Origin of the sequence: Serratia sp. CY84636, assembly GCF_052166245.1 — a bacterium.
Classification (GTDB): domain Bacteria; phylum Pseudomonadota; class Gammaproteobacteria; order Enterobacterales; family Enterobacteriaceae; genus Serratia; species Serratia nevei.
In genome coordinates, this window is the sequence record NZ_JBJNOX010000002.1 from 1833035 (window position 1) to 1851164 (window position 18130).

The 18130-nt window shown below is 59.1% G+C and carries 12 protein-coding genes; 7 read left to right on the forward strand and 5 right to left on the reverse strand.

Translation table 11 applies throughout. From position 1 onward, the window contains the following. The first annotated feature begins 9 nt into the window (after positions 1–9). Both rcsD and rcsB read left to right on the forward strand, forming a co-directional pair. Positions 10–2712 carry a phosphotransferase RcsD gene (gene rcsD / locus ACJ8QI_RS13130; protein ID WP_442532621.1) on the forward strand — a complete coding sequence of 901 codons (2703 nt, stop codon included), beginning with the start codon at positions 10–12 and terminating at the stop codon, positions 2710–2712. Then, positions 2705–3355 (forward strand): response regulator transcription factor RcsB, encoded by a 651-nt coding sequence (rcsB, locus tag ACJ8QI_RS13135; protein ID WP_004935900.1) that lies wholly within the window; start codon positions 2705–2707, stop codon positions 3353–3355. The genes rcsD and rcsB overlap by 8 nt, the downstream gene beginning before the upstream one ends. Positions 3356–3416: 61 nt before the next feature. On the opposite strand, the gene rcsC is transcribed toward rcsB, so the two are convergent. Together rcsC and gyrA are read right to left on the reverse strand one after the other, a co-directional pair. After that, positions 3417–6278 (reverse strand): two-component system sensor histidine kinase RcsC, encoded by a 2862-nt coding sequence (rcsC, locus tag ACJ8QI_RS13140; protein WP_442532622.1) that lies wholly within the window; start codon positions 6276–6278, stop codon positions 3417–3419. Positions 6279–6445: 167 nt separating this feature from the next. After that, positions 6446–9088, reverse strand: coding sequence for a DNA topoisomerase (ATP-hydrolyzing) subunit A (gene gyrA / locus ACJ8QI_RS13145; RefSeq protein ID WP_004935906.1), 2643 nt, complete (start codon positions 9086–9088; stop codon positions 6446–6448). A 212-nt stretch (positions 9089–9300) separates the two neighbouring features. On the opposite strand from gyrA, the gene ubiG reads away from it, so the two are divergent. The 4 genes from ubiG (at position 9301) to yfaE (ending at position 14215) form a co-directional block, all read left to right on the forward strand. After that, the gene (ubiG, locus tag ACJ8QI_RS13150) at positions 9301–10026 is read left to right on the forward strand and encodes a bifunctional 2-polyprenyl-6-hydroxyphenol methylase/3-demethylubiquinol 3-O-methyltransferase UbiG (protein WP_033641383.1); all 726 of its coding nucleotides are present in this window, start codon (positions 9301–9303) and stop codon (positions 10024–10026) included. Positions 10027–10464: 438 nt separating this feature from the next. After that, positions 10465–12753, forward strand: a complete 2289-nt coding sequence (gene nrdA / locus ACJ8QI_RS13155; protein WP_033648028.1) for a class 1a ribonucleoside-diphosphate reductase subunit alpha — start codon at positions 10465–10467, stop codon at positions 12751–12753. A 67-nt stretch (positions 12754–12820) separates the two neighbouring features. Next, positions 12821–13951 (forward strand): class Ia ribonucleoside-diphosphate reductase subunit beta, encoded by a 1131-nt coding sequence (gene nrdB / locus ACJ8QI_RS13160; RefSeq protein ID WP_019453694.1) that lies wholly within the window; start codon positions 12821–12823, stop codon positions 13949–13951. 3 nt (positions 13952–13954) lie between these two features. After that, a complete protein-coding gene (gene yfaE / locus ACJ8QI_RS13165) occupies positions 13955–14215 on the forward strand; it encodes a class I ribonucleotide reductase maintenance protein YfaE (RefSeq protein ID WP_033653779.1) in 261 nt (86 codons plus the stop codon). A 59-nt stretch (positions 14216–14274) separates the two neighbouring features. Here the strand turns inward: yfaE and ACJ8QI_RS13170 are convergent, their stop codons facing one another. Next, entirely contained in the window at positions 14275–14427 is a 153-nt protein-coding gene (locus ACJ8QI_RS13170; protein WP_442532623.1) for a Hok/Gef family protein, read from the reverse strand. Positions 14428–14658: 231 nt separating this feature from the next. Beyond that, a complete protein-coding gene (locus ACJ8QI_RS13175) occupies positions 14659–15480 on the reverse strand; it encodes an AraC family transcriptional regulator (RefSeq protein WP_442532624.1) in 822 nt (273 codons plus the stop codon). Positions 15481–15596: 116 nt separating this feature from the next. Here ACJ8QI_RS13175 and ACJ8QI_RS13180 point away from each other — a divergent pair, with 116 nt between their 5' ends. Beyond that, positions 15597–16805: an FAD-dependent oxidoreductase gene (locus ACJ8QI_RS13180; RefSeq protein WP_442532625.1), complete on the forward strand. Its 1209-nt coding sequence runs from the start codon at positions 15597–15599 to the stop codon at positions 16803–16805. Between the two features lie 3 nt (positions 16806–16808). Here the strand turns inward: ACJ8QI_RS13180 and ACJ8QI_RS13185 are convergent, their stop codons facing one another. Further along, a complete protein-coding gene (locus ACJ8QI_RS13185) occupies positions 16809–18005 on the reverse strand; it encodes a nicotinamide mononucleotide deamidase-related protein YfaY (protein WP_442532626.1) in 1197 nt (398 codons plus the stop codon). Positions 18006–18130 lie beyond the last annotated feature (125 nt).

The window sequence follows — 18130 nt, forward strand, 5'->3', positions numbered from 1 at the left end:
GCAGCCACTATGCAAAATAAACAACTGACCATCAGCTCCAGCAACATTACCCGCTGCTTCCTGCTGTTTATCGTGCTGCTGACGATCGGCATTGGCCTGTATGGTTACAACTACACCAACGCCTGGCTGGCGGAAAAGAAGTACACGCTGAACAGCATTGCCGGTTCGCTGCAAAAGCGTATCGATACCTACCGCTATATGACCTACCAGGTCTATGACAAATTCGGCAATGCGCCGGCGCAGAATGGCGATCCCAGCTTGCAGGAAACCCGCCTGCGGCCCGACGTCTATTATGTCGAGAAGCCGCACAAGAAAACCGACGCGGTGATCTTCGGCAGCCATGACGAGAACACGCTGGCGATGATCGCCAACATCTCGGATTATCTGGACACCCGCTGGGGTGCCAAGACCGAGAACTACGCCATGTATTACCTCAATGGTCAGGACAACAGCCTCAGTCTGATCACCACCCAACCGCTCAAAGAGCTGGCTTCGCGCTTTCGAGAGAGCTACCTGACCACCTCGGCGGACGAACGCCGCGCAGAGATGCTGCAACAGGCCAACATGCTCGACGAGCGCGAAAGCTTTTCCGATCTGCGCAAGCAGCGTTTCCAGAACGCCTATTCGTTCTCGATTCGCACCACCTTTAATCAACCGGGGCATCTGGCGACGGTGATCGCCTTCGACTTGCCGATCAACGACATCATTCCGGCCAATCTGGCCCGCGCCAATTTCCTGCTGCTGCCGGACGATGTCGATCTCGACGACAGCGCCATCCCGGCGGAAACGGCTCTCGGTACCCATGCGACGATGAGCGGCGGTTGGGTCGAGTTCAGCGCCGCCCTGCCCAATGCGCCTCTGAAGGTGGTATATCGCGTTTCGGCCATCAATCTGGCTATCGATCTGCTGCGCAACAACATCTGGCTGATCGCGATCAACCTGCTGCTGCTGGCGCTGTCGATGCTGAGCATCTACTTTATCCGCCGCCAGTACATTCGCCCGAGCGAAAACATGGCGGTGGAGCTGGAAGCCGAGCGCGCGCTGAATCAGGAGATCGTCTCCAGCCTGCCTTCCGGCCTGCTGGTCTACAGCTTCGCCAACAATACGGTGATCGCCAGCAACAAAATCGCCGAACATCTGCTGCCGCACCTCAGCCTGCAAAAAATCGCCCATATGGCCGAACAGCATCACGGGGTGATCCAGGCGACGGTCAACAATGAAGTGTATGAAATCCGTATCTTCCGCAGCCAGCTGTCGCCGGACACCTACCTGTTCCTGATGCACGATCAGGATAAAGAGGTGATGGTGAACAAGCGGCTGCAGCAGGCGCGGCGCGAATACGACAAGAACGTTCAGGCACGCAAGCTGATGCTGCACAACCTGGGCATCGAGCTCAATCAGCCGGTACGCCATATGCACGATCTGGTCGATCGTCTGCGCAACCGGCCGGATGAGGAGCAGCAGCAGGCACTGCTGGGCCAGTTGACCGCGGAGTCGGCTTCGGTGCTAGGTTTGATCGATAACATTACCCTGCTGACCCGGTTGGAAACCCAGGACTGGCAGCCTACGCGCGAACCGTTCAACCCGGCGGCGATGGTCGACGAGTTGCTGCTGGAGGCCCTGCCCGCCCTTAACCAGAAGGGGCTGGCGCTGTTCAAGCATTTCCAGCTGGACGTCGAGCAGAACTATATCGGCGACGCCAACGCGCTGCGCAAAGTGATTGCGCTGCTGGTGCATTACGCCATTATCACCACCGCCTGCGGCAAGATTTCGCTGGTTGTCGACCATGAGCCCGAGCACCCGGATCGCCTGATTTTCCAAATCAATGACACCGGCTCCGGCATCTCCAACGAAGAGATCAGCAACCTCAACTATCCCTTCCTCAGCCAGACGCTGGTGGACCGCTTCAACCACGGTTCCGGGCTCACCTTCTTCCTGTGCAACCAGCTGTGCAAAAAACTTAATGGCCAGTTGGACATTCGCAGCAAGGTGGATATCGGCACTCGCTATACCATTCGCGTCGCCATGGAGATGGAGAAAAAAGAGCCGCAGGAGCAGGAAAAGTTGCTCGACGGCGTCACCGCCCTGTTGGACGTCACGTCGGATGAAGTGCGCGGCATCGTGACCCGTTTGCTGCAGGCCTACGGCGCCGACTGTCTCGTCGCCGAAGATCGCGCGGTCAACCGAGATTATGACGTGCTGCTGACCGATAACCCGCAGCGCGCCGATGATTATACCCTGTTGCTGGCGACCGATGAGCCGGGCTGGCAAGCGCTGGATAAACGCTACATTCGGGTGAACTATAATCTGAACGGCGCATTAATCGACGCCGTGCTGATGCTGATCGAACAGCAAATGGCCGCGCTGGAACAGGAAGAAAGCCCGCTTTCATTGAGCTCAGAAGATATCCAACTCTATGAAAAACAATTGAAATCAAGTGATTACTATGGGCTGTTTGTCGATACAGTACCCGACGATGTCAAAAAACTGTATACTGAGGCGGGCAGCAGTGATTTCAATGCGCTGTCACAAACCGCACACCGCCTTAAAGGCGTGTTTGCCATGTTAAATCTGCTTCCCGGCAAGCAGCTGTGCGAATCGTTAGAACAGCGCATCGCAGAAGGTGATGCGCCCGAGATCGAGAATAACATCAGTCAGATTGATTTTTTCGTCAGCAGACTGCTGAAGCAAGGTAGCCAACAACATGAATAACCTGAACGTAATTATTGCTGATGACCATCCTATCGTACTGTTTGGCATCCGGAAGTCACTTGAGCAAATTGAATGGGTGAATGTCGTTGGGGAGTTCGAAGACTCAACCGCACTGATCAACAATCTGTCCAAGCTGGACGCCAACGTGCTGATCACCGATCTGTCGATGCCGGGTGACAAGTATGGCGACGGCATCACGCTGATTAAGTACATCAAGCGCCACTATCCGCAGTTGTCGATCATCGTGCTGACCATGAACAACAACCCGGCGATCCTGAGCGCGGTATTGGATCTGGATATCGAAGGCATCGTGCTGAAACAAGGCGCGCCGACCGATCTGCCGAAGGCGCTGGCCGCCCTGCAGAAAGGCAAGAAGTTCACGCCGGAAAGCGTCTCTAAACTGCTGGAAAAAATCAGCGCCAGCGGCTATGGCGACAAACGCCTGTCGCCGAAAGAGAGCGAAGTGCTGCGTCTGTTCGCCGAAGGTTTCCTGGTGACCGAAATCGCCAAGAAACTCAACCGCAGCATCAAAACCATCAGCAGCCAGAAGAAATCGGCGATGATGAAGCTGGGCGTCGAGAACGACATCGCCCTGCTCAACTACCTCTCCTCCGTCAGCATGACGCCGTTGGACAAAGACTAAATCCCGCCTCACGGCAGGTTAGCGCCAAACAGGCACGGCATTCGCCGTGCCTGTTTGCTTTTCAAGCCTCGCTGCGGCTGTAGCGTACCCGTTGGCTGTAGTAAGCCAGCGTCTGTGCCAGCGTCTCCAGCGTGACCGGTTTCGACAGGCAGTTATCCATACCCGCCTCGAGGCAGCGCTGCTTCTCTTCCGCCAGCGCGTTCGCCGTCACGCCGATCACCGGCGCGCTGAACTGCATCTGTCGCAGTTCCTGCGTCAGGCGATAGCCGTCCATGTTCGGCATATTGACGTCGGTCAGCACAATATCGACGTGGTGCTGTTTCAGCACGCCGAGCGCGTCGACGCCGTCGTTGGCGGTCACCACCTGATACCCCAGCGATCCCAGTTGATCGGACAGCAGGCGACGGTTGATCGGATGATCGTCAACCACCAGCAGATGAATATCGCCGTTGTCCGCCGCGCTGGCCTTGGCGGGCACCGGCAGCTGCACCAGCGCCTCTGCCGCGCCGCTGCCGACGCCGAACAACCGGTTGAGCAAGCTCAGCGTTTCTCGCGGCGTGGAGGTACTGTGCATCCAATAACCCGGCCGAGTTTCCAGCGATGGGCCGATATGTTCGGTAGAGAATTGGATCTGAGCCAGCAGCGGCGTGTCCAGCATCAGCGGATGATCGCTGAGCATCACCTCTCCGGCGGCGGTCTCTTGGCCGTCATAGCGCTGGATATCGGCGCCGTAGCCCCCCAGAATCGCCATCAGGTAACTTTCCAGCCGCTGATTGCGGATATCCAGCCACAGCCGACGGCCCTGCCAGGTATCGCTGGCCTGCGGGATGGGGAACTGAGCGTTGAACAGCGGAATGCGGATGCTGAACAAGCTGCCCAGACCCGGTTCGGACTCGACGGCGATATCGCCGTCCATCAGGTTGATCAGTTTCTCACAGATCGCCAACCCCAGGCCGGTTCCCTGGAAATGGCGCTGCACGCCGGTGCCCACCTGGAAGAACGGATCGAACAGGCGCGAAATTTCCTTCTCCGGAATACCGACGCCGGTATCGCGTACGCTGAATTCCAGATAGCTGCCGCGGGTGCAGACCTGCAGCACGATACAGCCGGTATCGGTGAACTTGATGGCGTTGTTCACCAGGTTGGAGAGCACCTGCTGCAGCCGCACCGGATCGCCGAAAATGCGCTCCGGCACGTTCTGTTCGATAAAGCAGTACAGCCCCAGACGTTTCTTCACCACCAGCGGCAAATAGTTACCGGCGATATGGGTGATCACCTCCAGGCAGGAGAACTCGCGCGGTTCTATCTTCAGCTGCTCGGACTCGATTTTGGAGAAATCGAGAATATCGCTGATGATTTTCAGCAGCAGGCCGGAAGAGTTGTTCATCGCATTGACCAACCGATCGACCCCTTGCGGCAGCGCCTTGGTTTGCAGCAAATCGAGGTTGCCGATAATGCCGTACAGCGGCGTGCGCAGCTCATGGCTGACGGTGGCCAGGAACATCGATTTGGACTGACTGGCCTGTTCCGCCGCCGCCGCCATCTCTTGCAGCGACTCTTCCATCTTCACGCGGGCGCTGACGTCCACCAACACGCAAATCGCCACCTCTTCGTTACGGTAGCGCGAGTGGACAAAGCTGATCTGCAGGTTGTTGTTATTGCTGGTCATTACATCGACGAAATTCGCCTGCTGCTCGCAAATGATGCGCGTAATGCGATCGCGATCTTCGTGGGTCAACAGGTTGATGTAGTTGTGCGCCAGTTCGTTACTCAGGATATTGGTGCCGTCGCTGATGCGCAGGATACAGATACCCACCGGCGCCGAAGCGACGATCTTGCGGTTGAACTGCTCGTGCTCTTCCAGGCGGAAGGCGTTGTCCTCCGCCGGCAGGAACATTTTACGTTCAAACAGCCACGCCAGCGTGAACAGCACGATGGCCGACAGCAGGTTCAGCAACAGCGCGTTGAGGATCAGCATTTTGAAGCGTTCTACTACGCTTTTCACCGGCAGCGCATAGACGATGCTCAGCGAAGAAGGCGGCAGCGCTTTCTTCAGGATCAGATCGCGATAATTGTCGACATAGCCGAAGTAGGCGTGCTCTGTGGGATAGCTGTTGAGCGAAGCGGCATAGCGATCGCCGTCCGCCAGGCGCAGCACCGGCTCGTTGTTCTCATCCAGCAGCGTGACGCCGATCGGCAGGTTGCCGGCGGTAACGAAATCCTCCAGCCGAACGGTCTGTTCGATGCCCAGCAGCGCCTCCAGCTTGTTGCCGATATAAATCGGCGTCAGCACATACAGATAGCCGACGTCCGGCCGCTGCGCGCTAGGGCTGATCCAATACAGGTTGTTGTCTTTGTCCAGATTCTTGGCGTTGCGGTATTTCAGAATGCGCTCGTGCAGCGACTTCAGCACGTTTTCCCGATTGGCGCTCGCGTTGCCGCCGCCGAACTCCGCCATACACAGGCTGTCGCCGCCGATGAAGAACACCCGGTTGAGATCGTAGGCCGCCACGAAGTTCTCTTTCCAATACTGGATCAGGCCGCTCAGCGAATCGAGCGAACTGCGGTAGGTGGTGCTCAGCGTGCAGTTGGACTCCGGGTACAGCGGAAAGAATTGCGGCGGGCTGCCCTTGCCGGGAAACACGCCGCTGAACATGTCCAGGCTGCTGACCGACCCGTTGAGGCGGTTCTCCGCCATATACTTGATGTCGCGGATGATGTCGGCGGAATGGCGGATGTAGCCCTGCGCCTGATCAAAATTGAGGTTGTACTCCTGCCGGATGTCCGATTCTTTCTGATGCAGGATATTCAGAATATAAAAGGTGGTGAGCAGCGCTCCCAACGACCACAGCAAAATCGCCAGCACCCGGAACAGATAGCGGGATATCTTCAGCGTAGTTCGAAAAGAGGCTAAGTATTTCAATCGGATACCATACGAAAGTCAGTGGCGGTGCACGCATTCGCCGGCGCGGCAGCCGGCGGCTCGGTGCGCCAATTAAACCATATAACTGAAAAAGGGCCTAGCATCGCTGCCAGGCCCTTCTGTCTCAGTGCATTAGGGTGTCGGCATGCCGACGCCCTCACCCTGCTTTAAACGTTGTCGTCGTCCATCGGCTCAGCCGCGTCGTCGCCATCGTCCAGCGGCGTGGTGTCTTCTTCCACCGCTTCCGCGCCCGGTTCCAGGCTGTCCAGCTCTTCGTCTTCCACCGGCTCGGCCACGCGCTGCAGGCCGACGACGTTTTCGTCTTCCGCCGTGCGAATCAGCGTCACGCCCTGGGTGTTACGGCCCACCACGCTGACTTCCGAAACGCGGGTACGCACCAGCGTGCCGGCATCGGTGATCATCATGATCTGGTCGCTGGTTTCCACCTGTACGGCGCCGACCACCTGGCCGTTACGCTCGCTCACCTTGATGGAGATAACCCCCTGGGTGGCGCGTGACTTGGTCGGATATTCGGTCACGGCGGTGCGTTTACCGAAGCCGTTTTGCGTCACGGTCAGGATGTCGCCTTCGCCGCGCGGCACGATCAGGGAGATCACGCTGTCGCCTTCGCCGAGGTTGATGCCGCGCACGCCGGTTGCGGTGCGGCCCATCGAACGCACCTGCGTTTCCGGGAAGCGTACCACTTTACCGTTGGCGGAGAACAACATCACTTCGTTGCTGCCGTCGGTCAGATCGACACCGATCAGTTCGTCGCCCTCGTTGAGGTTGACGGCGATGATGCCGGCGCTGCGTGGGCGGCTGAACTCGGTCAGCGCAGTTTTCTTCACGGTACCGCTGGCGGTGGCCATGAACACGTGGCGCCCTTCTTCATACTCGCGTACCGGCAGGATAGCGGTGATACGCTCATCGGCCTCCAGCGGCAGCAGGTTGACGATTGGGCGACCGCGCGCGCCACGGCTGGCTTCAGGCAGTTGGTACACCTTCATCCAGTACAGGCGGCCACGGCTGGAGAAGCACAGGATCGTATCGTGGGTGTTGGCCACCAGCAGGCGATCGATAAAGTCTTCTTCTTTAATACGCGCCGCAGATTTGCCTTTGCCGCCGCGGCGTTGAGCTTCATAGTCGGACAGCGGCTGATACTTCACGTAGCCCTGATGAGACAGGGTCACCACCACGTCTTCCTGGTTGATCAGGTCTTCGATGTTGATGTCGGAAGTATTGGCGGTGATCTCGGTGCGGCGGCCGTCGTTGTACAGCTCTTTGACCGCCACCAGCTCTTCGCGGATCACTTCCATCAGGCGCTCTGGGCTTTCCAGAATAAAGATCAGCTCGGCGATAAAGTTGAGCAGTTCTTTATATTCGTCCAGCAGCTTCTCGTGCTCCAGGCCGGTCAGTTTCTGCAGGCGCAGATCCAGAATCGCCTGAGCCTGCTGCTCGGTCAGGTAGTATTTTCCGTCGCGGATGCCGAACTCCGGCTCCAGCCACTCAGGGCGGGCGGCGTCGTCACCGGCGCGCTCCAGCATGGCGCTGACGTTGCCCAGATCCCACGGTTGCGCCACCAGCGCAACTTTCGCTTCGGCCGGGGTCGGCGCACGGCGAATCAGCTCGATGATCGGATCGATGTTGGCCAGCGCGATGGCCAGCGCTTCCAGGATATGGGCGCGGTCGCGGGCCTTGCGCAGTTCGAAGATGGTGCGGCGGGTAACCACTTCGCGGCGGTGACGCACGAAGGCTTCGAGGATGTCTTTCAGGTTCAGCAACTTAGGCTGGCCCTGATGCAGCGCAACCATGTTGATGCCGAAGGTGACCTGCAGTTGCGTCAGCGCATACAGGTTGTTCAGCACCACTTCGCCGACCGCGTCGCGTTTGACTTCGATCACGATGCGCATGCCGTCTTTATCGGACTCGTCGCGCAGCGCGCTGATGCCTTCCACGCGTTTTTCTTTTACCAGCTCGGCGATCTTCTCGATCAGACGCGCCTTGTTCACCTGATACGGGATCTCGTGAACGATGATGGTTTCGCGCCCAGTCTTGGCGTCGGCTTCCACTTCCGCGCGCGCGCGCAGGTAGACTTTGCCGCGCCCGGTGCGGTAGGCCTCTTCAATGCCGCGGCGGCCATTGATGATCGCCGCCGTCGGGAAGTCCGGCCCCGGGATGTGTTCCATCAGCCCTTCGATGCTGATGTTTTCATCGTCGATATAGGCCAGGCAGCCGTTGACGACTTCCGCCAGGTTGTGCGGTGGAATATTGGTGGCCATGCCCACGGCGATACCCGACGAGCCGTTGACCAGCAGGTTCGGGATCTTGGTCGGCATGACGGCCGGGATCTGCTCGGTGCCATCATAGTTAGGCACGAAGTCGACGGTTTCTTTTTCCAGGTCCGCCAACAGTTCGTGAGCAATCTTGGACATGCGCACTTCGGTATAACGCATCGCCGCGGCGGAGTCGCCGTCGACGGAACCGAAGTTACCCTGGCCGTCCACCAGCATGTAGCGCAGTGAAAACGGCTGGGCCATACGCACGATAGTGTCGTAAACCGCGCTGTCACCGTGTGGGTGATATTTACCGATCACGTCCCCGACGACACGGGCCGATTTCTTGTATGGTTTATTCCAGTCGTTACCCAGTACGCTCATCGCGTACAGAACGCGGCGGTGAACCGGCTTCAGTCCATCACGAACATCTGGCAGCGCACGTCCGACAATAACGGACATCGCATAGTCCAGATACGAGTTTTTCAACTCGTCTTCGATGTTTACCGGTGTGATTTCTCTGGCAAGGTCGCTCATGGAGCTGCTATCCCTCTACTAATGATTCATCTGCCCGCTGCCATAGTGGCAAAGGTGTAAAACTATATCACAAAGCACGCTTTACGGGAAAATAACCGCCGCTGTTTCACGGAAATTGTGCAGATAAGTGCGCTAAAAACGCATCGGCGCAGACGATGCCGCGCCGGAACATGTATAATCCGCGCAACGAGAACAAGGAGCCAGACAAGCCCATGAACGCAGAATCATCCAGCCGAGTGCAAAACGTTGACCACCAGGAAATCGCCAAGTTCGAGGCCGTCGCCTCCCGCTGGTGGGATCTGGAAGGCGAGTTCAAACCGCTGCACCGCATCAACCCGCTGCGCCTGAACTACATCATGCAGCGCGCCGGCGGCATTTTTGACAAGCAGGTGCTCGACGTGGGCTGCGGCGGCGGCATTCTGGCGGAAAGCATGGCGCGCGAAGGCGCCAAGGTCACCGGCTTGGACATGGGCGCGGAGCCGCTGCAGGTCGCGCGGCTGCACGCGCTGGAAAGCGGCATGAACGTCACTTACGTGCAGGAGACGGTGGAAAGCCACGCTCAGGCCAACCCGCAACGCTATGACGTCGTCACCTGCATGGAGATGCTGGAGCACGTGCCGGATCCGGCCTCGGTGGTGCGCGCCTGCGCCCAGTTGGTGAAACCGGGCGGCCATGTGTTCTTCTCCACCATCAACCGCAACACCAAAGCCTGGCTGATGGCGGTGATCGGCGCGGAGTACGTGCTGAAGATGGTGCCGCAGGGCACCCACGATCATAAGAAGTTCATTCGCCCTTCCGAACTGATCGGCTGGGTCGACGGCACGCCGCTGCGCGAAAAGCACATGATCGGCCTGCATTACAACCCGATCACCGATCATTTCAAGCTTGGACGCAACGTTGACGTGAACTACATGGTGCACACCCAGCACGAAGGCTAAGCGTTGTAAACCGCGCCGGCCCTGCATTACCGGGGGGCGGCGCCGGCGGAGCATTCGGAAAAATACCTAATTTCCGCGACTTCGATCAAAATAGCCGTTGTAAACAGTTTTTTAGAATATTAAATCAGATCAATATGCCGTTTTTTTCTAACGTTTAATAAAGCGCCAAACGATCGGTTTTTTCAGTTTTTCAGTAAAATCTGATCGCGCTTATTGACAAGCTTGTCGCGCCAGTCACGGCGCGCGCTTCGCGCGGCAAGTTACATTTCACCCCCAAGTTATCCACAAATTAGGCCGGTTTTGTTCACTTGCAAACGCCGTTTTTTCTCACTATCTTGTTACCTCACCGACATACAACCCCTATATATAGTGTTTACATACTGAGCAGAGCGACTACACTTCTGCTTAGGGGCACCATACGGACAGGTAAAACACCACATGAACCAAAGTCTGCTTGTAACTAAACGCGATGGCCGTAAAGAGCGCATCAATCTCGACAAAATCCACCGGGTCATCGATTGGGCCGCAGAGGGATTACACAACGTCTCGGTTTCTCAAGTAGAGTTGCGTTCACACATTCAGTTTTATGACGGCATCAAAACCGCCGACATTCATGAAACCATCATCAAAGCCGCAGCCGATCTGATCTCCCGCGATGCGCCGGACTATCAGTACCTGGCCGCTCGCCTGGCGATCTTCCACCTGCGCAAAAAGGCTTATGGCCAGTTCGAGCCGCCGAAGCTGCACGCCCACGTCACTCGCATGGTCGAGATGGGCAAATACGATAAGCATCTGCTGGAAGACTACAGCGCTGAAGAGTTCGAGCAGATGGATTCCTTTATCGATCACTGGCGCGACATGAACTTCTCCTATGCCGCCGTCAAGCAGCTGGAAGGCAAGTATCTGGTGCAGAACCGCGTCAGCGGCGAGATTTACGAAAGCGCCCAGTTCCTGTACATGCTGGTGTCCGCTTGCCTGTTCTCCAACTACCCGCGTGAAACTCGTCTGGATTACGTCAAACGTTTCTACGACGCGATTTCCACCTTCAAGATTTCGCTGCCTACGCCGATCATGTCCGGCGTGCGCACCCCAACCCGCCAGTTCAGCTCCTGCGTGCTGATCGAGTGCGGCGACAGCCTGGACTCCATCAACGCCACCTCCAGCGCCATTGTGAAATACGTTTCGCAGCGCGCCGGCATCGGTATCAACGCCGGCCGCATCCGCGCGCTGGGCAGCCCGATCCGTGGCGGTGAAGCCTTCCATACCGGCTGTATTCCGTTCTACAAACACTTCCAGACCGCCGTTAAATCCTGCTCGCAGGGCGGCGTGCGCGGTGGCGCGGCAACGCTGTTCTACCCGATGTGGCACCTGGAAGTGGAAAGCCTGCTGGTGTTGAAAAACAACCGTGGCGTTGAAGGCAACCGCGTGCGTCACATGGACTACGGCGTGCAGCTGAACCGCCTGATGTACCAGCGTCTGATCAAGGGCGAAGACATCACCCTGTTCAGCCCGTCCGACGTGCCGGGGCTGTATGACGCGTTCTTCGCCGATCAGGACGAATTCGAACGCCTGTATACCCAGTACGAGAAAGACGACAGCATTCGCCAGAAACGCGTGAAAGCGGTTGAGCTGTTCTCGCTGATGATGCAAGAGCGCGCCTCTACCGGCCGCATCTACATCCAGAACGTCGACCACTGCAACACCCACAGCCCGTTCGATCCGCAGATCGCGCCGGTGCGTCAGTCCAACCTGTGCCTGGAAATCGCCCTGCCGACCAAGCCGCTGGAAGACGTCAACGACGAAAACGGCGAGATTGCGCTGTGTACCCTGTCCGCTTTCAACCTGGGCGCGATCGACAGCCTGGACGACCTGGAAGAATTGGCAACCCTGGCGGTGCGCTCGCTCGACGCCCTGCTGGATTATCAGGATTATCCGATCAAGGCCGCACACCGTGGCGCGATGGGCCGCCGCACCTTGGGCATCGGCGTCATCAACTTCGCCTATTACCTGGCGAAGAACGGCGTGCGCTACTCCGACGGCAGCGCCAACAACCTGACGCACAAAACGTTCGAAGCCATTCAGTACTATCTGCTGAAAGCCTCCAACCGTCTGGCTCAGGAACAAGGCGCTTGCCCGTGGTTCAAAGAGACCACTTATTCGCAGGGTATCCTGCCGATCGACACTTACAAGAAAGATTTGGATGCGGTCTGCAACGAGCCGCTGCACTACGACTGGGAAACCCTGCGTAAAGAGATCCAGGAAACCGGCCTGCGCAACTCGACCCTGTCTGCGCTGATGCCGTCGGAAACCTCTTCGCAGATTTCCAACGCCACTAACGGCATCGAGCCGCCGCGCGGCCACATCAGCATCAAGGCGTCGAAAGACGGCATCCTGCGCCAGGTGGTGCCGGAGTATGAGCGTCTGAAAGACAACTACGAGCTGCTGTGGGAAATGCCAAGCAACGACGGCTATCTGCAGCTGGTGGGGCTGATGCAGAAATTCATCGACCAGTCGATTTCGGCCAACACCAACTACGATCCGACCCGCTTCCCGGGCGGCAAGGTGCCGATGAAGCAGCTGTTGAAAGACCTGCTCACCACCTACAAGTTCGGCGTGAAAACGCTGTACTACCAAAACACCCGCGACGGTGCGGAAGACGCCCAGGAAGATTTGCAGCCTGCCAAGGCCGGCGATGACGACTGCGAAAGCGGCGCCTGCAAGATCTAAAGTTTGACCTAGCGGGCCGGAATTTTCCGGCCCCTTCATTTAGCCACGTTACGATGGATTCAGGCTTATGGCTTACACCACTTTTTCTCAGACCAAAAACGACCAGCTGCAAGAGCCGATGTTCTTCGGCCAGTCGGTAAACGTTGCGCGTTTCGACCAGCAAAAGCATGAAATCTTCGAAAAGCTGATCGAAAAACAGCTCTCCTTCTTCTGGCGCCCGGAAGAAGTTGACGTCTCCCGCGATCGCATCGATTACCAGGCGCTGCCGGAGCACGAGAAGCACATCTTCATCAGCAACCTGAAGTATCAGACGCTGCTGGATTCCATCCAGGGCCGCAGCCCGAACGTCGCCCTGCTGCCGCTGATCTCGATCCCTGAGCTGGAAACCTGGGTGGAAACCTGGTCGTTCTCCGAGACTATCCACTCCCGTTCCTACACTCACATCATCCGCAACATCGTCAACGATCCGGCGCTGGTGTTCGACGACATCGTCACCAACGAAGAGATCAAGAAGCGCGCGAAAGACATCTCCGGCTACTACGACGATCTGATCGAGATGACCAGCTACTATCACCTGCTGGGTGAAGGCACCCACCAGGTGAACGGTAAAACCGTCACCGTCAATCTGCGCGCGCTGAAGAAGCAGCTGTACCTGTGCCTGATGAGCGTGAACGCGCTGGAAGCGATCCGCTTCTACGTCAGCTTCGCCTGCTCCTTCGCGTTCGCCGAGCGCGAACTGATGGAAGGCAACGCCAAAATCATCAAGCTGATCGCCCGCGACGAAGCGCTGCACCTGACCGGCACCCAGCACATGCTGAACCTGATGCGTTCCGGCGCCGACGATCCGGAAATGGCAGAGATCGCCGAAGAATGCCAGCAGCAGTGCTACGATCTGTTCGTGCTGGCCGCCCAGCAGGAAAAAGAGTGGGCGGAATACCTGTTCCGCGACGGTTCGATGATCGGCCTGAACAAAGACATCCTGTGCCAGTATGTGGAGTACATCACCAATATCCGCATGCAGGCGGTCGGCCTCGGTCTGCCGTTCGAAACCCGCTCCAACCCGATCCCGTGGATCAACGCCTGGTTGGTGTCCGACAACGTACAGGTGGCGCCGCAGGAAGTGGAAGTGAGCTCCTACCTGGTTGGCCAGATCGACTCGGAGATCAACGCCGACGACCTGAGCGACTTCGAACTGTAAGCGATGGCGACGCCAATCGTAACGCTGCGCGCCGCCGGCACGCAGCTCTCCTGCCCCAACAGTGAAAACTGCCTGCTCGACGTGCTGGAACTGCACGACGTGCAGGTGGAGTACCAATGCCGCTCCGGCTATTGCGGCGCCTGCCGCCTGAAGCTGGTGAAAGGCGAAGTGGCCTACCGCCAACAGCCGCTGGCGTTTATCAACGCCGGCGAGATCCTGCCCTGCTGCTGTATGCCGCTGACGGATATCGAGCTGGAAATGTAAAGTCGGGTGCCGGAAACCGCGCCTGGAGACCAGAAGGCGGGGTTGCCCCCGCCCTATGATTACCGCTTCACCTCACACGCCAACCTGATCAGGATAGTGATTTTTTCCTGGTAGATTTTCAGCTCGCACAGCGAGTCTCTTATCATCCAGATAAATAACAAAACCGTAATACATACAACGGTTAGCGAGTGAAACACATGCTTTAAACGCATGCTTGCCTCCTTGCTGTGAAGGGGCTACCATACCGGTGTCTAGGCGGTATGTGCAGCCCCATTCTGATTGAGAGTCAGTCTGGGGCTTTCATCTATCCGCCTTGTCACACAATGCCCAAGACGAACAGTCTCAAGCACCCGCCAAAAGAGTAACAGCATTCCCTCGCCGCGAATATCCCCTATAAGATTATGATTAATCAGGGATATATAACCATCCTCAAAGTATTTCGCTTAGCGCCCCTTTCCTGCCGATGCGGAAAAATAACGCGCCGGAGAATCGCCAAAGGCTTTGCGAAACATGGCGATAAAATTACTCGGCGAGGCATACCCCAGCGTTTCCGCGATCTGCAACACCGTTTCACCTTCGGCCAGCTTCGCCAATGCATATGACAACCGAGCCTGCTGGCGCCACTGGGTAAAACTCAGCCCCGTTTCGCCGATCATCAGCCGCCGCAGGGTACGCGGCGACATCGCCCCCCATTCGGCCCAGGCTTCCAGCGAACGCTCGCTCCCCGGCTGCGCCAGCAAGGCCTGCAGAACGCCGGCCAGGCGCGGATGGGACGACATCGGCAAATGCAGCGGCTCCGTTGGCGCCAGACGTATCTCGTCCCGCATCACCTGCGCCATGCGATCCTGCTCCAGGGTGAGCGCGCTGCGTTTATCCCAGCCTTCTGCTCGCAGAGCCAGCGCCTGCAGCACGGGGCTAATACCGATGACGCAGGGTGCATTCGACAGGTCGTTGCAGGTCTCCGGCGCCAGCAGCAAACTCCAGCCGCTCAGCGCGCCGCAGACCTGCACCCGGTGCTGCGTCGCCGGCGGGATCCACCCCGCCCGCTGCGGCGGCAGCACCCAATCGCCGTGCGCCGTGCGCACATGCAGCAAACCGCTTTCGACGCACAACAGCTGCCCGCGCACATGCTGATGCCAGCCGTATTCGCGCGTGCCCAACCGATACTCCCGGCCTGCCGCGTCGCGGCCGCCAAGGGCGATCAGCCAGGGGCCCGCCCGCCATTCGCTGCAGTCAGCGTCGGCGAAGTGAGGATTATCGTTCATATTGGCCACTTATCACTATTTTTAGTCCAGATACCGTTATATCAACCTTTTCCTGCGCCGACATAATGAAATGCTTCCGGCCGCTCCCGTTTGTGGCCACTGACTCACGAGGGAACATGATGACAACACTCAGCATTGGCATTATCGGCGCCGGGCCCGGCGGCCTGTGTCTGGCTCAGGGACTGCGCCGCTTCGGCATCCACGCCACGGTGTTTGAACGCGACACCACGCCGCAAGCGCGCGAGCAGGGCTACCGGCTGCGCATCGATCCGACGGGCCAGCAGGCACTGGCCGCCTGTCTGCCGCCGGCGCATTACCGGTTGCTCTGCGCCGGCAACGCGCAAAACAGCGGCGAGAGCAATCTATGGGATCCGCAGCTTGCCCCGCTCAACGCCCGACGCCCCGAGCACTGGCTGCCCTCCAGCCCGCGGCAGGCGCAGGAACCGAGCGGCGATCTCGGCATTCATCGGCAAACGCTGCGCGAAATCCTGCTCACCGGTCTGCAAGACCGGGTGCGCTTCGGCTATACCCTGTGTGAATTTGCACAAACGCCGCAGGGCGTGGAGCTTCAGTTCGCCAACGGCGAGCATGTGCGGGTCGATGTGCTGATCGCCGCCGACGGCGTCAACTCGCTGGTGCGGCGGCGCTGCCTGCCCGAGGCGGGGCCCGAAGACAGCGGCGCGGTCACCCTCTACGGCAAAACGCCGCTCGATGCGGCGACCCGTGCCCAATTGGCCCCCGAATTGCTGCGCGGCGTGTCGGTCGTCTTCGCCGACGGCTTGTCGCTGGTGATTGAACCGATGCGCTTTCAGGCGCCTATGGCGCAGCTGGCAGCCGACTATGCGCCGGACTGCCCCCTCACGCCGGTCGACGACTATCTCTATTGGGCCTGTATCGGAACGGCTGAACGGCTCGGCGGGCCGGCGCGGGCGGAGGGAAGCGCTGCGCTGCAGGCGCGCGTAAGGCATATCTCGCAGGGATGGGCCCCCGCTTTGCAAACGGCGTTAGCGCTGGCGGATCCTCAGTCACTCAGCGTGCGGGCGGTGCAGGTCACGCAGGCGATGCCGGTGTGGCACAGCGAACGCATCGCCTTTCTCGGCGACGCCGTGCACGCCATGAGCCCGGCGGGCGGGCTAGGCGCCAACACCGCGTTGGCGGACGCCGCCAGCCTGGCGATGCATCTGGCGCAGGCCGGCAGCGCCGCGCAGGCGCTCAAGGACTATGGTGCAGATCTGCTAACGCGGGGCGCGGCGGCGATACGCCTTTCACGCCTGGCGTCCGAACGGCTGCAGCAAAACCGTGACGCCGGCGACTCAGTGCCATGACCGTCACTCGATAATTTCCACCACCTCCAGCCAGGCGTTTTTACCGCACGCCTGGCCCCCATTCAGCCAGCGGCGCAGCATATCCAGCGCCAGCATCGCCACCGACTCCTGCCGCAGCCGCAGACCGTGGCGCGACGCCCGATAACGCACGGTCTGGCCAATGCCGCCGCGCGGCGTATGCAGCGCAATGCTCACCTGCTCGTCGCGCATGGCGCTGACCGCCAACGCCAACGGCGCACCGGTCAATTCCGCTAGCGAACGGGCGCGCGCCAGCGTCGTTTCCAGCGTTTCGATGCAGTGCGCCGGCAACAGCTCGCCCCCCGCCAGCGGCGCCCCTTCGCTCTGCAGCTGCAGATTGATCAACCCGGCGCTGAACTGCTCGCTCAACGCCAGCTTCAGCCCTTGCTGATTCAGACCCTGCGTCAGCGTCGCCGGCAACCCGGCGGTGCCTTCAAAGATGCAGTTGTCCCCCGCCACCTCGCGCACGCGCCGCCAGGCCTGCTCCATTTCCGCACGCCGGCTTTCAGGCCCGGTCAGCTTCAGCTCGATAATCGGGCTGGATGAGCGGTAGCCCAGCACCACTTCCGGCGGCAGCGGCATGCCATCCAGCTCGGCGGCCAGATCGCTCTCGGAGGTACCGAAGGTGGTCAGGCGCAGGCACAGCGGCGGCGCCGGCAAGGTGAAGCGCTGGCGCAGGCGCGGCACGATCTGCTGTTCGACCATCACTTTGAATTCCGACGGCACGCCGGGGGTGAAGAACATCTGACATTGGTTCAGCTGCAGCGCAAACCCACAGGCGGTACCTACCGGGTTATCCAGCATTTCCGCGTTGGCCGGGATCTGCGCCTGCTTGCGGTTGGAAGGGGCCATCGGCCGCCCGCGCTCGGCGAAATAGGCTTCCATGCGCGCCAGCCAGTCGGCCCGTTCGACCAGCTCTACGCCACAGGCTTTCGCGGCAGCCAGCGCGCTGAGATCGTCGCTGGTCGGCCCCAGGCCGCCGTTGACGATCAGCACATCGGCGATATGGCTTCGTTCCTGCAGGATCTCGATCAACGCAGAGAGGCTGTCCCCGACCGTTTCACGCCCGCTCATCGGCACCCCCTGCTGGAACAGGTAGTCCGCCAGCCAGGCGGCGTTGGTATCAATAATTTGCCCGTGCAGCACCTCATCGCCGGTGCTGAGCATCTCCACCCTTAACATTGATCTCTCCCACATTTTTTGGTCATTCCACTATAGAAGCCCGTAAATAACTTTTCACTAGCCGCCTGCGGATAATTTCAGCCATGGGCCCGTTCCTCATGCGCCATGCAGCCCGCCGCAATGTA